18 protein-coding genes are annotated in these 18,253 nt (G+C 42.9%); 16 read left to right on the top strand and 2 right to left on the bottom strand.

Translation table 11 applies throughout. The features are described 5' to 3' along the window. Window positions 1–8: 8 nt before the first annotated feature. The 10 genes from IEW05_RS12550 (at window position 9) to IEW05_RS12505 (ending at window position 10,671) form a co-directional block, all read left to right on the top strand. Window positions 9–902 carry a polyprenyl synthetase family protein gene (locus tag IEW05_RS12550; protein ID WP_188540852.1) on the top strand — a complete coding sequence of 298 codons (894 nt, stop codon included), beginning with the start codon at window positions 9–11 and terminating at the stop codon, window positions 900–902. A gap of 92 nt (window positions 903–994) precedes the next feature. Then, window positions 995–2,902: a 1-deoxy-D-xylulose-5-phosphate synthase gene (dxs, locus tag IEW05_RS12545; RefSeq protein ID WP_188539180.1), complete on the top strand. Its 1,908-nt coding sequence runs from the start codon at window positions 995–997 to the stop codon at window positions 2,900–2,902. A 40-nt stretch (window positions 2,903–2,942) separates the two neighbouring features. Continuing rightward, window positions 2,943–3,791 carry a TlyA family RNA methyltransferase gene (locus tag IEW05_RS12540; RefSeq protein ID WP_188539178.1) on the top strand — a complete coding sequence of 283 codons (849 nt, stop codon included), beginning with the start codon at window positions 2,943–2,945 and terminating at the stop codon, window positions 3,789–3,791. 146 nt (window positions 3,792–3,937) lie between these two features. Beyond that, complete coding sequence (locus tag IEW05_RS12535; RefSeq protein ID WP_188539176.1) at window positions 3,938–4,435, top strand: hypothetical protein; 498 nt, start codon at window positions 3,938–3,940, stop codon at window positions 4,433–4,435. Then, window positions 4,435–4,884: a transcriptional regulator AhrC/ArgR gene (gene ahrC / locus IEW05_RS12530; RefSeq protein ID WP_308420425.1), complete on the top strand. Its 450-nt coding sequence runs from the start codon at window positions 4,435–4,437 to the stop codon at window positions 4,882–4,884. The genes IEW05_RS12535 and ahrC overlap by 1 nt, the downstream gene beginning before the upstream one ends. A gap of 42 nt (window positions 4,885–4,926) precedes the next feature. Beyond that, entirely contained in the window at window positions 4,927–6,651 is a 1,725-nt protein-coding gene (gene recN, locus IEW05_RS12525) for a DNA repair protein RecN (protein WP_188539172.1), read from the top strand. A gap of 114 nt (window positions 6,652–6,765) precedes the next feature. Further along, window positions 6,766–8,097 carry a SpoIVB peptidase gene (gene spoIVB / locus IEW05_RS12520; protein WP_188539170.1) on the top strand — a complete coding sequence of 444 codons (1,332 nt, stop codon included), beginning with the start codon at window positions 6,766–6,768 and terminating at the stop codon, window positions 8,095–8,097. Between the two features lie 228 nt (window positions 8,098–8,325). Then, the gene (gene spo0A / locus IEW05_RS12515; protein WP_188539168.1) at window positions 8,326–9,132 is read left to right on the top strand and encodes a sporulation transcription factor Spo0A; all 807 of its coding nucleotides are present in this window, start codon (window positions 8,326–8,328) and stop codon (window positions 9,130–9,132) included. Between the two features lie 199 nt (window positions 9,133–9,331). Next, on the top strand, window positions 9,332–10,372 hold the full coding sequence (locus IEW05_RS12510; RefSeq protein WP_188539166.1) for a YbjQ family protein: 1,041 nt from the start codon (window positions 9,332–9,334) through the stop codon (window positions 10,370–10,372). 80 nt (window positions 10,373–10,452) lie between these two features. Beyond that, window positions 10,453–10,671, top strand: a complete 219-nt coding sequence (locus tag IEW05_RS12505; RefSeq protein ID WP_188540913.1) for a hypothetical protein — start codon at window positions 10,453–10,455, stop codon at window positions 10,669–10,671. Window positions 10,672–10,719: 48 nt separating this feature from the next. On the opposite strand, the gene IEW05_RS12500 is transcribed toward IEW05_RS12505, so the two are convergent. Continuing rightward, window positions 10,720–10,992 carry a DUF2627 domain-containing protein gene (locus IEW05_RS12500; protein WP_188539164.1) on the bottom strand — a complete coding sequence of 91 codons (273 nt, stop codon included), beginning with the start codon at window positions 10,990–10,992 and terminating at the stop codon, window positions 10,720–10,722. Between the two features lie 162 nt (window positions 10,993–11,154). Here IEW05_RS12500 and lpdA point away from each other — a divergent pair, with 162 nt between their 5' ends. From lpdA to lipB, 5 genes are all read left to right on the top strand, one after another. Further along, complete coding sequence (lpdA, locus tag IEW05_RS12495; protein ID WP_188539162.1) at window positions 11,155–12,576, top strand: dihydrolipoyl dehydrogenase; 1,422 nt, start codon at window positions 11,155–11,157, stop codon at window positions 12,574–12,576. 127 nt (window positions 12,577–12,703) lie between these two features. After that, window positions 12,704–13,732, top strand: a complete 1,029-nt coding sequence (locus tag IEW05_RS12490) for a thiamine pyrophosphate-dependent dehydrogenase E1 component subunit alpha (RefSeq protein ID WP_188539160.1) — start codon at window positions 12,704–12,706, stop codon at window positions 13,730–13,732. Next, window positions 13,733–14,719, top strand: a complete 987-nt coding sequence (locus IEW05_RS12485; protein WP_188539158.1) for an alpha-ketoacid dehydrogenase subunit beta — start codon at window positions 13,733–13,735, stop codon at window positions 14,717–14,719. 18 nt (window positions 14,720–14,737) lie between these two features. Then, the gene (locus IEW05_RS12480) at window positions 14,738–16,075 is read left to right on the top strand and encodes a dihydrolipoamide acetyltransferase family protein (RefSeq protein WP_188539156.1); all 1,338 of its coding nucleotides are present in this window, start codon (window positions 14,738–14,740) and stop codon (window positions 16,073–16,075) included. Window positions 16,076–16,135: 60 nt separating this feature from the next. Continuing rightward, window positions 16,136–16,813 (top strand): lipoyl(octanoyl) transferase LipB, encoded by a 678-nt coding sequence (lipB, locus tag IEW05_RS12475; RefSeq protein ID WP_188539153.1) that lies wholly within the window; start codon window positions 16,136–16,138, stop codon window positions 16,811–16,813. 8 nt (window positions 16,814–16,821) lie between these two features. On the opposite strand, the gene prli42 is transcribed toward lipB, so the two are convergent. Next, on the bottom strand, window positions 16,822–16,920 hold the full coding sequence (gene prli42 / locus IEW05_RS12470; protein ID WP_188539151.1) for a stressosome-associated protein Prli42: 99 nt from the start codon (window positions 16,918–16,920) through the stop codon (window positions 16,822–16,824). 120 nt (window positions 16,921–17,040) lie between these two features. On the opposite strand from prli42, the gene IEW05_RS12465 reads away from it, so the two are divergent. Further along, window positions 17,041–18,168: a M20/M25/M40 family metallo-hydrolase gene (locus IEW05_RS12465; protein WP_188539143.1), complete on the top strand. Its 1,128-nt coding sequence runs from the start codon at window positions 17,041–17,043 to the stop codon at window positions 18,166–18,168. The last annotated feature ends 85 nt before the right edge of the window (window positions 18,169–18,253 follow it).

Here is an 18,253-nt window from a genome sequence, read left to right as displayed (position 1 = left end):
TGGATAACATGTCAATTCAACAATATATCGAGGATGTTTCCAATACGGTGACCTCTTCTCTTCTGAATAGTGTACCCGGCTCATGGTATGTTCCAGAGAACCTTAGAAAGTCGATGGAATATTCGCTCATGGCGGGTGGGAAAAGGCTTCGGCCGCTACTAGTTGTTGCTGCGGCGGAGTCGCTTGGTGGGAGTAGAGAAGCTGCTCTACCTGTCGCCTGCGCCGTGGAAATGGTCCATACCTACTCATTAATTCATGATGATCTTCCAGCTATGGATAATGATGATTTTCGGCGTGGCAAACCAACGAACCATAAAGTGTTCGGGGAGGCTATGGCAATTCTTGCTGGGGATGGTCTCTTGACGCATGCGTTTTATAATATCATCCAGGCAAGCCGTCAATATGATATTCCTGCTGAGTCTGCATTAGCAATCGTAGAGGAGTTATCATTGTTTGCTGGACCTGCTGGAATGGTAGGCGGTCAAGTTGCAGATATGGAAGGTGAGCAAGGGCTTACGGATCTGGAACAACTACGCTACATCCATCAACATAAGACGGGTGATCTTATTGTGTTCTCTTTGAAAGCTGGAGCACGAGTTGCTTCGGCTACAGAGAAACAACTAGCTGCACTTGAACAGTTTGGCCGGGCGATTGGACTAGCCTTTCAAATTCAAGATGATATTCTCGACCTCATCGGAGATGAGAGTAAGCTTGGGAAGAAGACACAAAGCGATGTGAAACAGCAGAAGGTTACTTATCCTTTTTTTATCGGTTTGGAGCAATCGCAGGCTGAGATGGAAGCACTGACGCGAACTGCAAAAGAGGCCATAACAAGTGGTCTTATTCCACATCCAGAGCGGTTGCTGGCGATTGCAGATTATTTGATGAAGAGGGACCATTAATTTTTCGGATGATTTCGATTAAGCTGTTCATATGTTATAATAAATGCTATTACTATCAAGAGAAAACTATTTAAGGAAAGCGGGGAATTTGTATGCTGCTTTCGAAAATTAATGAACCCCATGATTTAAAGAAATATTCTGTAGAGCAATTGACGCCATTAGCCTCGGAAATCCGTCAGTTTCTAATTGAGAAGCTATCGGTGACCGGTGGGCATCTTGCGTCTAATTTAGGTGTGGTGGAACTAACCATCGCGCTTCATTACTGTTATAACAGTCCTGTAGATAAATTTATTTTTGACGTAGGCCATCAGGCTTATGTACATAAGATATTAACGGGACGAATGGACAAATTTGACACACTCCGTAAGCATAATGGAATGTGTGGTTTTGTTAAGCGTGCTGAAAGTGAGCACGATGTTTGGGAAGCGGGGCATAGCAGTACTTCGCTCTCTGCGGCAATGGGAATGGCGATAGCACGTGACCTTAAAGGTGAGAATAATAAGGTTGTTGCTGTTATTGGTGATGGTGCGCTAACGGGTGGAATGGCTTTTGAAGCACTCAATCATATCGGTCATGAACAGAGAAATCTGATGGTGATTCTGAATGATAATGAGATGTCTATCGCTCCGAATGTGGGCGCCATGCACAACTATTTGACAAAAATTCGCTCGGACAAAAATTATTTGCGTGCTAAAGATGAAGTTGAGCAGTTGTTGAAGAAAATCCCGGCCATCGGGGGTAAAATAGCGAAGACAGCCGAACGTGTAAAGGACAGTCTGAAATATTTAATGGTGTCAGGTGTTTTATTCGAGGAGCTCGGATTTAAATACTTGGGTCCTGTTGATGGTCATGATCTTCCTGGATTGATTGATTCCTTTAACCAAGCTAACAATGTCAACGGTCCAGTGTTGGTGCACGTATTGACCACTAAAGGGAAAGGATATACTCCGGCTGAAGAAGACTCTCATAAATGGCACGGAATTTCACCATATAAGATCGAATCAGGCCAAGTGTTGAAAGCGGTCGGCAATCCAATGTATACCGAAGTTTTTGGCAAAACACTTATTGAGCTTGCTGAACAGGATGAGCGAATTGTAGCGGTCACTCCAGCTATGCCAGGTGGTTCAGGCTTAGTTAAGTTTGCCGAACGTTTCCCTGATCGGATGATTGATGTGGGGATAGCTGAGCAACATGCAGCGACGATGTGTGCAGCTATGGCTATGGAGGGAATGAAACCGGTCTATGCCGTTTACTCGACCTTCATGCAGCGGGCCTACGACCAAATTGTCCATGATATTTGTCGTCATAATGCTAATGTCATGTTCGCTATTGATCGAGCAGGTTTTGTTGGTGCCGACGGAGAAACACATCATGGGGTATTCGATATAGCTTTTATGCGGCATATTCCGAATATCGTGCTCATGATGCCTAAAGATGAGAACGAGCTTCGTCATATGATGAAGACTGCACTTGAATATAATGAGGGCCCGATTGCTTATCGTTACCCTCGTATCAACGTACCGGGAGTTCCATTGGATGAGGTACTTACTCCAATCCCGATTGGAAGTTGGGTTAAAGTCCGTGAGGGTGAAGGGTTTACTATTATCGCGGTAGGACCGATGGTCCAGGTAGCGGAAGCAGCAGCGGATATCCTTAAACGTGAAGGTGTATCGGCAAGTGTCATCAACGCTCGTTTCTTGAAGCCATTAGATAATGAAATGCTGCTGAAATTAGCTCAAACAGGTAATAAAATTGTTGTTCTAGAGGAAGCTTCTCAAGCAGGAAGTTTGGGAAGTTCAGTTCTTGAATTTTATGCAGAACAGGGTATTTCCGGGTTGGATATTTCGTTGTTAGGCATTCCAGATCGATTCATCGAGCACGGTTCGATTAAAGAACAACTCGAGGAAGTGGGTCTAACTGCAGAGTCCGTTGTGCATGAGATTCAGAAATTCCGAAGTGAACATCAGTTAACATACGGTAAAAAGGCTAACCCATTTTAAGTTAAGGGCCTTTGGAGCCATAGAAAGTCAGGAGAAATTCATGTCTGTTTCCAAAGAACGTATTGATGTCCTGCTGGTGGAGCAGGGGTATTTTGATAGTAGGGAAAAAGCAAAAGCTGCGATTATGGCCGGACTAGTATTTGGTGGTCAGGAACGAATTGAGAAGGCTGGAACCAAAGTGCCTCGCGATATAGCTTTAACGGTAAAAGGAGCTATTCATCCTTATGTAGGCCGCGGCGGATTAAAATTGGAAAAAGCCTTAAAGAGATTCAATATCGACATGAATGGACGTGTCATGCTGGATATTGGTTCTTCGACTGGTGGATTTACCGACTGTGCGTTACAGCATGGAGCAAGTTATGTATATGCGATTGATGTTGGATACAATCAACTGGATTGGTCTCTTCGTAATGACGAGCGAGTTAATGTTAAGGAGCGAACCAATTTCCGTTACATGACACCAGAAGATTTAGATGGTCCGGCTCCAGATTTCGCAAGCATCGATGTTTCTTTTATTTCGCTAAAAATTATTTTGCCGACACTGTTGACGCTTTTGAAGAGGCCTTCGGATATTGTAGCATTAATTAAGCCGCAGTTTGAGGCTGGACGTGAGAAGGTCGGGAAATCAGGTGTTGTACGCGATCCCAAAGTTCATTGCGAGGTATTGGAAACGGTGCTTCAATTCGCACTGGAAAGTGGATACGGTTTAAAGGACCTGACCTACTCACCTATTACGGGTGGAGAAGGAAATATCGAATTTCTGGCACATTTTTGTCTTGATGAACAGAATGAAGACGAAGAGCCTGTCGATTTGGATACCATTAAGGAAAGGTCCAAGCAAGTGGTCGCTGAAGCTACTGATACCTTTACAGGAAGCCCGTCAAAGTGATGGGCTTTTTGTATAGTTGAAATCAGAACGGGTGTTCGTTATAATGAAGAAAAATGCATAAATAATTATTAAGTCTTATAAAATTGTTCTACTTTTAACAGGAGCTTGCCAGGATTCGTCGAATTAATTCCTTGAGGTGATTTCGGGTGGGAAATTACACCGATGGACTATTGATGGTTCTCATTACGGGAATAGCGATTTATTTAATTTATCGTGGCATGCAATCTTGGGTACGTAAGCCATTTTCGCTACGGTCTGGAATCGGCTTTCAATTTAATGAAGAAATCATGGAACATCCTGCAGTAGATCTCTTAGAGCAGGCAGGGTTTGAAATCATTAGTGATAAGTTGAAGGTACCGCTAGCATTTAAGGTAAATGGTAATGTGCTACATAGCCGCTTGTTTATCGACTATATCGTAACTAAGGACAGGGAGATGTATCTAGTCAAGACAGCAAGAGAACGTTTAACGGTAGAATGGACTGGCAGTGGAGTTCGCAAAGAACTTTTACCGTTTTTATTACTATATCCTGAATGTACAGGTGTACTGTATGTCGATACTGATCTTGGGGACATCAGGACAATTGCTTTAATTAATGATGAAGATGAAGACGAATCAGCCCATAAGGGCACTTGGAGGACATGATGAAAGGTCAACGACATATTAAAATACGTGAAATTATCGCAAATCAGGAAATTGACACGCAGGACGAATTGGTTGAAGCATTACGGAAATCAGGGTTTCAAGTTACACAAGCAACCGTATCTCGCGATATTAAGGAACTAATGCTGATCAAGGTGCCAACGGATGAGGGGAAATATAAATACTCTTTGCCGACGGCCCAGCGGTACAATCCTATCCAAAAATTACAACGTTCATTGGTGGACAGCTTCGTACATATCGATCACACGGGCAATCTTGTGGTGATGAAATGTTTACCTGGGACAGCAAATTCAGTAGCTGTTTTGATCGACAATATGGAATGGCCAGATTTGCTCGGAACGATTTGTGGTGATGACACGATTCTGCTTATTTGTAGAGATGAGAAATATAGTCATTTTATTATTGAACAGATTATGGGGTTCATTTCTTAATCCTTTGAATTGACTTATTAGGCGAAGGGAGTTGTACTCACCTTGTTGGTTCATTTATCAATTCGTAATTTAGCAGTGGTGGAAGCGGTGGACGTGAAGTTCTACCGCGGTTTTCACGTACTCACAGGTGAGACAGGAGCCGGGAAATCGATCGTGATTGATGCTCTGAGTCTGATTGCTGGGGGCAGAGGTACAGCTGATTTAATTAGATACGGCTGCGAAAAGGCCGAAATGGAGGCGTCTTTTGATTTGCCTGAAGGTCATTCCGTCTGGATGACACTAGATGGTTTGGGCATTAGTGCGGATCATAAGGAATCATTGATTATTCGCCGTGAAATTAGTCATCAGGGAAAAAGTATCGCTAGAATTAATGGTCAGTTAGTTAATCTGTCCATGTTGCGTGAGGTAGGTGAGGAATTAATTAACCTGCACGGACAGCATGAACATCAGAATTTACTTCGCCCAGAGCGCCATTTGGGTCTGTTGGACGCATTCGGGGCAGGGGAAATTGCTGCTTTGAAGTCGAAGTACCAAGAGACATATGCGTCTTTTGTCAAAGTTGATAAAGAATGGAATGAGCTTAGGCATAATAGTCAACAAGCGTTGCAAATGCTTGATTTATACCGTTTTCAATTGGACGAAATTGCTGCTGCTGGTTTAAAAGCGGGTGAAGATGAATTTCTTTCTGAGGAAAAGGTCAAGCTATCACATAGTGAGAAGACGATGGAGTCCATTTCTGAGGCTTATAATTTGTTATATGGTTCTGAAGGACTGGCGGCCATTGCCAAAGCCGTTTCAAGACTTCAAGATGTAGCAAGTTACGATAGCAATGGAATCAATCCATTACTTGAACAATTACAATCCGCTTATTATCAATTAGAGGATGCTTCATTTGGTCTTAGGGATTATCGAGAAAATATTGAATTTAATCCAGCAAGGTTGGAAGAAGTTGAAGATCGTTTAGATTTAATTTCTACATTACGACGTAAATACGGTGATAATGTGGAGGGAATCTTAAATTATTATGACAAGATATCACGGGAGACTGAAACACTGGAGAACAAGGATGAGCTTCTGGATAAGCTTGAGGCGCGTCGTAGTGATTTGTTGAATCGTCTGCTAAAGGAAGCTATTGAATTAAGCGCAACTCGGCAGAAGCATGCCGAAGAACTGGCGCTACAGATTGAAAGTGAACTGAAAGATCTGCAAATGGGACGAACTTCTCTTCAAGTTAAAATAAGCTGGAACGAAGACCCGAATGGGGTTGAATGGCAAGGTAAGCGAGTTAAACCAACTAAACACGGTATAGACAGTGCTGAATTCCTGATCTCTCCTAACCCAGGGGAACCTTTGCGACCTCTCAGCAAAATTGCTTCAGGTGGGGAATTATCCCGGATGATGCTTGCATTAAAGAGTATTTTCGCCCAGCACGATGACGTGCCTGTGCTTATATTTGATGAAGTGGATACGGGTGTAAGTGGACGTGCAGCTCAATCGATTGCCGAGAAATTATACAGACTGTCGCAGACATGCCAAGTATTCTCCATCAGTCATCTTCCTCAAGTTGCCTGTATGGCTGATCGCCAATACTTGATCGAGAAAGTTGTAGAAGGTGATCGCACGAGAACCTCAGTGGAGGCTCTGTCTGAAGACGGCCGGGTCCATGAATTGGCACGTATGCTTGGCGGTGTGGAAATAACGGAGAAAACGTTGCATCACGCACAAGAGATGCTGAAACTGGCACAGGCACAAAAGGATTCATTTTAGTGTTCGGAGCAATGATTGACAGTAATAAAACATTACACCGGGGGTATCTTATAGGTACGCAATTGGCGACCACCTTTTCGTCAAGCGAAAGAAGCAAAGGGAGCGTGACAGCCATTGAACCCAAACCTCAAGAAAAGATTGCTCGGTCTTTTACTTGCCTTCTTCTTTTGTTTTCTTGGCACGTCTGTAGCTAAGGGACAAGTACCCTTCATGCCAGATGAACTGCGCCTATTTCAGGGGCAGAATTCGCAAATTAACTTGACTCTGCCTGTGCAAGCCGAAGTTAGTGTGGATCGGCCTGATGTCATAAGGCTGAATGGAGGAGAGAGTTCCTCCATGAGAGTATCTCTAGGGGATCCACTTAAGCTGTCTTCGCTTAACAGCGGAGAAGCTAAACTTCGTATGAAATTATTTGGTCAAATTCCTCTTAAGACTGTGAAGGTCAATGTAATTCCCGACTTGAAGGTCATCCCTGGCGGACAAACCATTGGAGTTAAAGTGAAATCAGCCGGGATCTTGGTTGTAGGGCATCATCAAGTTAATACGGATAACAGCAAAATATCCCCAGGAGAAGTTGCTGGCATTCAAGTTGGAGATTTAATTACCCACATAAACAAAGTCGAATTGAAGGATGTAAAGGAAGTTGGCGAGATCGTCGAGAAGTCAGGCGATGTAAAGAAGCCGCTGAAGATTACGTACAAACGTAAGGGGAAGGAATACTTCACTTCCTTGAATCCAGCTTATGATAAAGAGGATAAGGCATGGAGAATGGGGCTGTATATTCGCGATTCTGCTGCGGGTGTTGGAACGCTTACCTTTTTTGCTCCAGAACACAAAGTGTATGGAGCACTCGGACATGTTATCACCGATATGAGTACACAAACCCCAATTGTTGTGGGAAGTGGTGAGATTCTTCAATCCAGTGTAACTTCGATTTCCAAAAGTGAAAGCGGAGAACCTGGGGAGAAGAGAGCTCATTTTCTGAAGGAAGGAAGAACACTTGGCAACATCGAACGCAATACCCATTTTGGTATCTTTGGGAAAATGCCGGAAAATCCAGAACATAGTGTCTATAATAAACCTATTCCAGTTGCTTTCTCAGAAGAGGTAAAGGAAGGACCTGCGGAGATCTTAACCGTTGTAGAGGGGCAGCGTGTAGAACGATTCAAGGTCGAAATTGTTCATGTTTCTCGTCAAAGCGCTCCTGAAACCAAAGGTCTTGTGATACGGATTACGGATCCAAGACTGATTGAGAAGACAGGGGGGATCGTACAGGGGATGAGCGGCAGCCCGATTATCCAGAACGGAAAACTGATTGGTGCAGTCACTCATGTTTTTGTTAACGATCCAAGATCGGGGTACGGATGTTTCATTGAATGGATGCTTCAGGACGCTGGAATACTCCAAGGAAATAAAAATGCTTCACAAAATCTTAAGGCGAGCTAAACGCCTTAAGATTTTTTTATGGAAGTGAATTGGAATTTATTACGTAGGATTGTCGAAAACGAACGAATGAAATCATATTGTGTAAATAAATAAATAATTATATATCAAGCTTAAAAAAAAATAAAGAAAAATAATTTTCGACAGAAGGGATTTACATTTGCATGTCGAATCCTTATTCTGGAAGAGAAATATAATAATATTGTAATTATTCTAAGGAGGAAGCAGTCAGTGCAGAAAATTGAAGTGTTGTTGGCGGATGATAACCGGGAATTTACAAGTTTACTTGCGGAATACATTACGGAGCAAGACGATATGGTTGTCTCAGGAATTGCTTATAATGGCGAAGAAGTGCTGGAAATGATCGAGAACGCTCCTAAAGTTCCGGACGTGCTAATTCTAGACATCATTATGCCACATCTAGATGGACTGGGCGTGCTGGAGCGTTTACGCGATATAAATTTATCTCCACAGCCTAAGATCATTATGCTGACGGCTTTCGGACAAGAGAACATTACACAACGTGCGGTACAACTCGGAGCTTCATACTACATCCTCAAACCATTTGACATGGAAGTGCTCGTTAATCGAATTAGACAACTTGTAGGAGTACAAAGCCTCACGATCGGTGGAGCTCAGACTTCAGTATTTACAAAATCTAACGTAGTACCCCTTGGTAAGGGCAAGAACCTGGATGCGAACATCACGTCGATCATACATGAAATCGGGGTTCCTGCGCATATTAAGGGATATCAATATCTTCGTGAAGCAATCACGATGGTATACAATAACATTGAAATTTTGGGTGCGATTACTAAAACTCTATATCCAGCCATTGCTGAGAAATTTAAAACAACTCCTTCTCGCGTCGAACGCGCAATCCGTCATGCCATTGAAGTGGCTTGGACACGCGGCAATATCGACAGCATCAGTCACCTGTTCGGCTACACGATCAATATCAGCAAATCCAAACCAACCAACAGCGAATTCATCGCGATGGTTGCGGATAAGTTACGGATTGAGCATAAGGTTTCTTGAAAGGAACGGAACTAATCATTTTTTGATCTCATGAGCCCGATAAATCTTTGATTTATCGGGTTTTATATTCATTAAAGAAGATTATTTTAGGTAAATCTACCATTACTAAGTAAAGATTATGTAACCCATATGATTGACCTCCCTAGTATTGGAAGGAGCATGGTCTCAAGGGGGTCAGTATTACAAGGAGTGAATTAATTTGACTAGACAAAAGATGATAATCTCTACAACATCGTCATTAGAAGGTATCGACATACTGCAATATAAAGGGATCATTTCAGCGAGGGTAGTCACGGGTACAGGTATTTTCTCCGACTTCGTTGCTGATTTTAGTGATATGTTTGGAGGAAGATCAGGTACTTATCAGAAGCAGCTAAAGAGTATTTATGATGAAGTGATTGAACTTTTACAAAGTGAAGCAAAAAAAGTTAGTGCAAATGCAATTATTGGCGTAAGAATTGATCATGACGAAATCTCTGGTAAAGGAAAACAAATGTTCATGGTCACAGCTTCTGGTACTGCAGTGATTACCGATAGTGGTACCACTGTTTTAGAAGAGGATGAAGATATCCAAGAGATTACAAATGATAGGCTAGAATTTGAAATCAACAAAATGCGGGTAATTAAACAGGTTAAAGAGAACTCTTCTCTTATAACTGAACATATTTCATTTTTCACGCAGAACCGAATTGTCGAGGTCATGGAGGATATTATTAATTATTGTATAAACACAGAACTTTATGAGGATTTAAGAATAAAGATAGTAGAGTATATGAAAGAAATCGGGGAACCTGTTGAATCCTACTTATATACGGTACTTCAGACAACAAGGCGGCCCGATAGAGTTTTTAGTTTATTAGTGAGTGCAAATATGATGGATTACTCCAAAATGAATGAGTATCTGCTATCCGCTTCTTTTGAACATAAAAGATTGAGTTTGGAAAGTCTGATGAGTTCTAAATCATCGTATAATGCCAGTGATGTTGAGAAAATAGAAGAACTTATAAATACATTAGTCAAAGAGTTTACGAATAGAGGGAAAATACTCGACCATGAGAAGTGGCAGTGTGAATGTGGAAAGGTAAATAAGGTGTCGAATGACTTTTGTAAATCCTGTTATAAGGATATAAGAGGTTTTGACTCTGCCGAATTACGCCCTGAGAAAGTAATTGAAGTTCTAGAAGAAAGACAACTAATATTACGGGGGATGTTTGCAGCGAAAATATTCTCTCTTACGTAGAGAACTCTTAATTATCTGATATATGATAAAATAGAAGTTAGCAACTGAAGCACTATAGCTAAATGAAGTGGAGGCGCAGTATGTCAGCAGAAACAGAAGAGTTGAAATTGGAGCATTATAGAACAATGCTTGAACATACAGGAATCTCTGAGCAAGATAAGGTTTTGATTAATCAACTGATCGAACAAGTGGAGAAATTAACTGCAGAGAATGGACGCTTGCGGAGAACGTTGTTACGAGTGTCATCGAAGAATGAATCTAAGATGTCGAGTAAATTGAAGGACGCTCTTTATGAGTAAAATAAAAACCTCTTTCGGCGTCTAGCGAAAAGAGGTTTTTGCTTTGAATCACGCCTTTTTGCGGAACCTTGGCCCTACATAATTCCGTTTTCGGTCGCGGAAGAAGGTCCAACCAGCTAAGAAACTGATACCGCACAGAAATAAGATTAGACCTATAATAAAATTTAGCCAGTCGAAAGTAATCGTGGTGAGTGCATCGTCTCCGTGATTGGACATATATAAGAATATAGTGTCTTTCATTTTAAGGAAGCCAATCATGGCCGCGATACCCGGAATAACGAGAATAAGAATCGCAATAAATCGGGAAGTCTTCAATTTCATGAAAATTGTCTTCCTTTCCTAAAAAAATGTAATTTTTTTAATCATAACTTGTTATTGATATTCTGTCTATTTGGTTCCATTTATTTGTATTAGCCGTAAAACGAGGTACAATAAGATGACGAAATACTATTGATTATTATAATGAATGGGTGGAGATAAGTAATGACTATTTCATGCGATGTAGCGATTCTTGGTGGGGGTACGGGAGGATATGTTGCGGCAATACGTGCAGCCCAATTAGGCAAGGATGTTGTGATTATTGAACAGGACAAGCTTGGAGGAACATGTCTACATCGTGGATGTATCCCAAGTAAAGCACTACTCCGGAGCGCAGAACTATTCGCACAAATGAAAGATAGTGCAAGTTTCGGTATTGAGACATCAGGAGTGTCCCTTTTCTTCCCGAAGGTGCAAGAGCGCAAACAAGGAATCGTGGACCAGCTACATACAGGTGTCAAATACCTGATGAAGAAACATAAGATTCAAATTATTCAAGGGAAAGGACGGGTTACGGGACCTTCGATATTCTCTCCTAAAAGTGGAGCAGTTGCTGTTGAGTTAACTAACGGTGAAATGGAAACCATTATTCCTGAATATTTGATTATTGCAACTGGATCTCGTCCACGCACATTACCGGGATTAACTCTTGATGGTAAGTATATATTAAGTAGCGATGAAGCACTGCAAATGGAGGAACTTCCTGCTTCAATTATTATTGTTGGCGGAGGCGTAATCGGAGTAGAGTGGGCTTCACTTCTTAGTGATTTCGGTGTTCAAGTCACAATTGTGGAAGCGGCAAGCCAACTGCTACCAACAGAAGATGAGGAATTGTCACGTGAGCTTCAGAAACAACTTGGGCGGCGTGGTGTCACTGTGCTGACCGGTGTAAGTGTACTGACGGATACTTTCGAGGTGAAAGATCAAGTCGTACATATTTCGGCGAAGCGTGGCGAAGAAAATATCGAACTCCAAGGAGACAAGCTATTGCTCTCGATTGGTCGTCAGGCCAACGTGGAGAATATTGGACTAGAGAATACAGATATCGCCTTGGAAAGGGGATTTATCCGAGTGAACGAATCCATGCAGACGACAGAACCACATATTTATGCGATCGGTGACTGTATAGGTGGATTGCAACTGGCACATGTTGCTAGTCATGAAGGAATAGTCGCAGTGAATCACTTGGCTGGGGAATCCGGGCATGGTTATAACGCACACCATGTACCACGTTGCGTATATTCGCGTCCTGAAGTGGCTTCAGTTGGAATATCGGAGAAGGAAGCTCGTGAACAAGGGATTGAACTTAAGATCGGTAAGGTTCCTTTCTCGGCGATTGGCAAAGCGCTAGTTCATGGAGAACAAGATGGCTTTGTAAAAATAGTGTCCAATGCTCGTACCAACGATATTATTGGTGTTCATATGATTGGCGCACATGTAACTGAATTGATCAGCGGTGCGACCTTAGCTCAAGTGCTCGATGCAACGCCATGGGAAGTTGGTCAAGCTGTGTTTGCACATCCTTCTTTGTCCGAAATTATCGGTGAAGCGGCATTAGCGGTAGACGGTCAAGCTACTGTGATCTAAGAGAATAAAGTAATATTTTCTTTTTGCGGGAAAAGAGATTATAATGAGGTTAAACCAAGTCTTAGTACCAGGTTTTAAGATGAGATAAGAAATCTGGGGAAAGACATAATTGAAGGAGGTAACTCCCATGAACGCAAAGAGTTTAACACAGACTAAACACAAACATGAGCAGCTCGGATTGTCGGATACCGAAGTGGTGGACATGTACAAATATATGTTGCTCGCGCGGAAATTCGATGAGCTCAACTTGCTCCTACAACGGGCAGGTAAGATTAATTTTCACGTTTCTGGTATTGGCCAGGAGGCGGCACAGGTTGCTGCAGCGTTTGCCTTGGATCGGCAACGTGATTATTTCCTACCGTATTATCGTGATTACGGATTTGTTCTATCTGTCGGCATGACGGTAAGAGAACTTATGTTATCTGCTTTCGCTAAGGCGGAAGATCCTAACAGTGGCGGACGTCAGATGCCGGGACATTTCGGTAGTAAACGACTACGGATTGTGACTGGATCAAGTCCCGTAACAACACAAGTACCTCATGCTGTTGGTGTGGCCTTAGCCGCTAAAATGAAGGGTGAAGATATTGTTTCATTTGTTACCTTTGGGGAAGGTTCTAGTAACCAAGGGGACTTCCATGAAGGTTTGAACTTTGCTGGTGTGCATAAGCTACCGGTCATTTTCATGTGTGAGAATAACCAATATGCGATTTCAGTGCCGATCAGTAAACAGCTTGGTGGGCGTGTGTATGATCGTGCTAAGGGATATGGGTTTCCTGGTATCGAGGTCGACGGCAACGACGCTCTGGAAGTATATCGTGTCGTGAAGGAAGCACGGGAGCGTGCACTTCGCGGTGAGGGTCCAACTTTAATCGAAGCCGTGATGTACCGACTGTCACCACATACAACTTCGGATAACGATCTAGTGTATCGGACGAAGGATGAGGTTGACGAGAACTGGAAGAAAGATGGTATTCCAAAGCTGAAGTCCTATCTCATTGAATGTAATATTTGGGATGAAGAACAGGATGAGGCGCTTAATAAAGAGTTACACAAGCAAGTTAAAGAAGCGATTGATTCAGCTGATAACGCACCATTTCCTAAGCCAGAAGATACGTTGCTGCACGTTTACGCTGACAGCGCAGAGGAGGGTCAATAAATGCCAGTTATGGAGTATATAGACGCCATTCGCCTTGCGATGAAAGAGGAAATGGAACGTGATGAGAATGTATTTATTTTGGGAGAAGATGTTGGGGTCAAAGGTGGCGTCTTTACGACGACAAAAGGACTGCATGCACAGTTTGGTGAGGATCGTGTTATCGATACGCCACTTGCGGAGTCAGCAATTGCCGGCGTAGCGATCGGGGCAGCGATGTACGGAATGAAGCCGATTGCGGAAATGCAGTATTCTGACTTTATGTTACCTGCAACAAATCAAATTATCAGCGAGGCGGCTAAGATCCGTTATCGTTCTAATAATGATTGGAACTGCCCATTGGTCGTTCGTGCGCCTATCGGTGGAGGGATATTCGGTGGTTTATACCATTCGCAATGTGCGGAATCCATTTTCTTCGGTACCCCAGGCTTGAAGATTATTGCGCCTTATTCGGCGTACGATGCCAAAGGCTTGCTGAAGGCAGCTGTACGGGATCCTGATCCTGTGTTGTTCTTCGAAAATAAGAAATGTTACAAGCTGATTAAAGAGGATGTCCCTGAGGACGATTATATCGTACCGATTGGCAAGGCTAATGTTCTGCGTGAAGGTTCTGATCTCACCGTGATCAGCTACAGTCTTCCACTTCATTTTATTATGCAAGCGGCGGCTGACTTGGAAAAGGAACAAGGCATTACATCACATGTGTTGGATCTTCGAACAATCCAGCCGCTGGATCGTGATGCGATTATTGAAGCGGCTCGTAAAACAGGCAAGGTATTAATCGTTCATGAGGATAATAAGACAGGTGGTGTCGGTGCTGAGGTATCGGCCATTATTTCAGAGGAGTGTCTATTTGAGCTAGATGCACCTATTGCGAGATTGTGTGGACCGGATGTTCCTGCAATGCCGATCAGTCCTCCAATGGAGAAGTTCTTTATGCTCAGTAAAGATAAAGTCAAAGAAGCCATGCTGCAATTGGCGCTTTACTAATTGGGAGTGAGTGAGAATATGTCATCTAATAAAAAGTTAACCGATGTCACGATGCCTCAACTGGCAGAGTCACTTGTATCTGCTACTATTGGCAAATGGCTGAAGAAGCCAGGCGACTCAGTAGAGCAATTTGAGCCGATCTGTGAAGTAATCACGGACAAAGTTAACGCCGAAATTCCTTCAACAATGGATGGGATTATGGGAGAGCTACTAGCGGAAGAAGGTCAGGAGATTAAGGTCGGTACTGTGATTTGCCGAATTGAGACGACTGACGCTGGTGTTGATCTGATCTCTGATGACAAGTCTTCGGATGTTAATGATAATGCACGTGTAAGTAATTCAGGAATTGCTACAGATCAGTCGCAGCGTAGCCGTTATTCACCAGCAGTACAGACGCTAGCTGCACAACACGGGATCAACTTGCAAAATGTCCCTGGGACGGGTCTCGGTGGGCGGATTACGCGTAAAGACGTGCTAGCCTATATTGATGGAGGAGGAGCAGCGCCTTCAGCTCCATCGCCTGCTCCACAGCAGGCTCAATACACCTCACCGGTATCTTTCGAACCAACTCGGGTTGCTGAAGAGCCAGTTCGTCATTCTGGGCTTCATTTGACGGAATCTCCAAAAATTCCAAAGATTGAGGTTGAGGCAGGAGATCGTTCTGAACATTTCATCGATGTGACACCAATCCGTAACACGATTGCTACACGTATGCGTCAAAGTGTATCGGAGATCCCACATGGTTGGATGATGATTGAGGTTGATGTCACCAATCTGGTTCAGCTCCGTAATAAATTGAAGCATGATTTCATGAAAAAAGAAGGCGTTAATCTTACCTATCTAGCTTTCCTGATGAAAGCTGTAGTTGGCGCGATCAAGGACTATCCGATCATGAACTCGGTTTGGGCTGTGGACAAGATTATTGTTAAACGGGACATCAACATTTCACTTGCTGTTGGGACAGAAGATTCTGTATTGACACCGGTTATTAAGAAAGCAGATCAGAAGAATATCGCTGGTCTTGCCAGGGAAATCGAGGATCTTGCTAGCAAGGTCCGTGCGGGTAAGCTGAAGCTTGATGATATGCAAGGCGGAACTTTTACCGTAAATAATACCGGTTCTTTCGGATCTATTTTGACTCAACCGATCATTAACTATCCGCAGGCCGCAATTCTTACCTTCGAATCCATTGTTAAGAGACCTGTAGTTATTAATGATATGATCGCAGTTCGTTCCATGGCTAACATGTGTCTGTCACTTGACCATCGGATATTGGACGGTGTCATTTGCGGAAGATTTATGCAGCGCGTGAAGGATAATATGGAAAGCTATAATATGGACACTCAAGTGTATTGATCAGCGATTGATTGGGAGATCTGATCCATCCGTTATTTGAGAGACGAGGCGATGAACGGCATGACGAAATCCTTGGAAGTCCGGTATTTTCCGATGATGGAATACGGAGAAGCCTGGGAAATGCAGAAAATGCTCGTAAAAGCCATTGATGAAGGACAGCAGCAGGAACACCTGCTGCTTCTTCAACATCCACCGACGTATACGATAGGCTCACAACGACACCCTGAACATCTACTTCTAAGTCCTGAACAATTGCAGGAGCAGGGAATAGCTTTGTTTGAAATCGATCGTGGTGGAGATATTACATATCATGGCCCAGGACAACTAGTGGGTTATCCTTTATTGTGGCTTGACGGTACAAAAGGACTGGATTTACACGGCTATTTACGAGAGCTGGAGCAGGTAATTATAAATTACTTGAAATTATTTGGAGTTGAAGGATCTAGAAAGCCGGAATATACCGGAGTTTGGGTCGGGGATACCAAAATAGCAGCGATTGGTGTGAAATTTAATAAGTGTCGCCGCAGGAAAGGATTTATAGCCAGTCATGGATTCGCTTTTAATATCAAAGCGGGCATTCAACAAGCTGGATTCCAAGGTATTATTCCCTGCGGCATTGAACAATATGGTGTGACATCGCTAGAAGATGTCACTGGCCTTACATTTACTGTGGAACAAGTTGCACAGGAGATTGTCCCGTTGTTTAACGAGGTGTTTGATTATAATGGATTAGGCTAGCCCTAAAATTAACGCATGAACAATGGCTCAAGAAGGGCGAGCAATGTTGATCCAAGCATAGCAAATAACATTATATAAACGACGATTTTCAACCTTTTTTTCTGCATATTGAGATACTCCTTTTATTAAAATTAGAATGAACTTGAATCATGTGAAGCTTGTCCAACTAGTCAAGTATTGACTATATCCATTTATATTAACGCAAAAGAGAAGGCGAGGAAAGTACATTGATTAATCAGGAAAGAGTTATCGCACAATTTATAGAGCTAGTATCCATTGACAGTGAGACAAAACATGAGCGGCAAATTGCAGATTTCTTGAAAGCTAAGTTTGAGAGTCTTGGACTTGAAGTGGTGGAAGATGATTCCCAGGCGATTACAGGTCACGGAGCTGGCAACCTGATTGCCACTCTGAAACCAAATGGAGACTCGTCTGCTGAGCCTTTCCTATTCACGTGTCATATGGATACGGTGACACCGGGAGTCGGGATTAAGCCGATTATCGGTGAAGATGGATGGATTCGCAGCGATGGCACTACGATTCTTGGTTCGGATGATAAAGCGGGTGTCGCGGCTCTTCTTGAGCTTATTCAAGTGCTCAAAGAGAATAACCTACCACATGGCCAAATTCAGTTCGTGATTACTGCTGGAGAAGAATCAGGACTTATGGGTGCAAGAGCATTAGATGCTAAACACTTGGATGCCAAATTCGGATTTGCGATAGATTCTAACGGAGAAGTCGGTTCTATCTGTGTTGGAGCTCCTACGCAAGCGCGGATTGAGATCGAAATTTTCGGAAAATCAGCTCATGCTGGGGTGAATCCTGAGGATGGGATTAGCGCAATTCAAGTTGCAGGTAAAGCCATTTCCCGTATGAATCTGGGTCGTATTGATGAAGAAACAACTGCAAATATTGGTAAATTCGAAGGCGGTGGCCAGACGAATATTGTGCCAGACTATGTGAAGTTATATGCAGAAGCACGTAGTATTTCTCAGGATAAGGTGAACAAACAAATTGCTGATATGAAGGAAGCGGTTGATTCAGCTTGCCGTGATTACCACGCACGTGGAGAATTCCATAGTAATATTATTTATCCGGCATTCCATTTTTCAGGTAGTGAGGATGTTGTATTGTTGGCGAAGAAGGCAGCGGGGCAATTAGGATTATCAGGAGATACTTTCCTCTCAGGAGGGGGAAGTGATGCCAATATTTTCAATGGATTAGGAATACCTACAGTAAATTTAGCTGTTGGATATGAAGATATTCACACAACCAAAGAGCGTATCAAGAGCGAGGATATTGTTAAAGTCGCCCAATTTGCACTTGAGATCGTTAGACAGACTGTGACTCGCTAATTCTAGGCGATCATCATATGCACCGCCTAGGTTAGTCTTCATGACAGCCTGGGCGGTTTGTCTATGTATGACTTGGATAAGAGGG

The organism is Paenibacillus segetis, assembly GCF_014639155.1.
GTDB lineage: Bacteria > Bacillota > Bacilli > Paenibacillales > Paenibacillaceae > Fontibacillus > Fontibacillus segetis.
This window is presented reverse-complemented; position numbering and strand designations above follow the sequence as displayed.

What these genes read in the sequence shown, in the direction of transcription:
- IEW05_RS12550 (WP_188540852.1), top strand. Translation starts at nt 9, where the DNA reads ATGTCAATTCAACAATATATCGAGGATGTTTCCAATACGGTGACCTCT.
- dxs (WP_188539180.1), top strand. Translation starts at nt 995, where the DNA reads ATGCTGCTTTCGAAAATTAATGAACCCCATGATTTAAAGAAATATTCT.
- IEW05_RS12540 (WP_188539178.1), top strand. Translation starts at nt 2,943, where the DNA reads ATGTCTGTTTCCAAAGAACGTATTGATGTCCTGCTGGTGGAGCAGGGG.
- ahrC (WP_308420425.1), top strand. Translation starts at nt 4,435, where the DNA reads ATGAAAGGTCAACGACATATTAAAATACGTGAAATTATCGCAAATCAG.
- IEW05_RS12505 (WP_188540913.1), top strand. Translation starts at nt 10,453, where the DNA reads ATGTCAGCAGAAACAGAAGAGTTGAAATTGGAGCATTATAGAACAATG.
- IEW05_RS12500 (WP_188539164.1), bottom strand. Translation starts at nt 10,992, where the DNA reads ATGAAATTGAAGACTTCCCGATTTATTGCGATTCTTATTCTCGTTATT.
- lpdA (WP_188539162.1), top strand. Translation starts at nt 11,155, where the DNA reads ATGACTATTTCATGCGATGTAGCGATTCTTGGTGGGGGTACGGGAGGA.
- IEW05_RS12490 (WP_188539160.1), top strand. Translation starts at nt 12,704, where the DNA reads ATGAACGCAAAGAGTTTAACACAGACTAAACACAAACATGAGCAGCTC.
- IEW05_RS12485 (WP_188539158.1), top strand. Translation starts at nt 13,733, where the DNA reads ATGCCAGTTATGGAGTATATAGACGCCATTCGCCTTGCGATGAAAGAG.
- IEW05_RS12480 (WP_188539156.1), top strand. Translation starts at nt 14,738, where the DNA reads ATGTCATCTAATAAAAAGTTAACCGATGTCACGATGCCTCAACTGGCA.
- lipB (WP_188539153.1), top strand. Translation starts at nt 16,136, where the DNA reads ATGACGAAATCCTTGGAAGTCCGGTATTTTCCGATGATGGAATACGGA.
- prli42 (WP_188539151.1), bottom strand. Translation starts at nt 16,920, where the DNA reads ATGCAGAAAAAAAGGTTGAAAATCGTCGTTTATATAATGTTATTTGCT.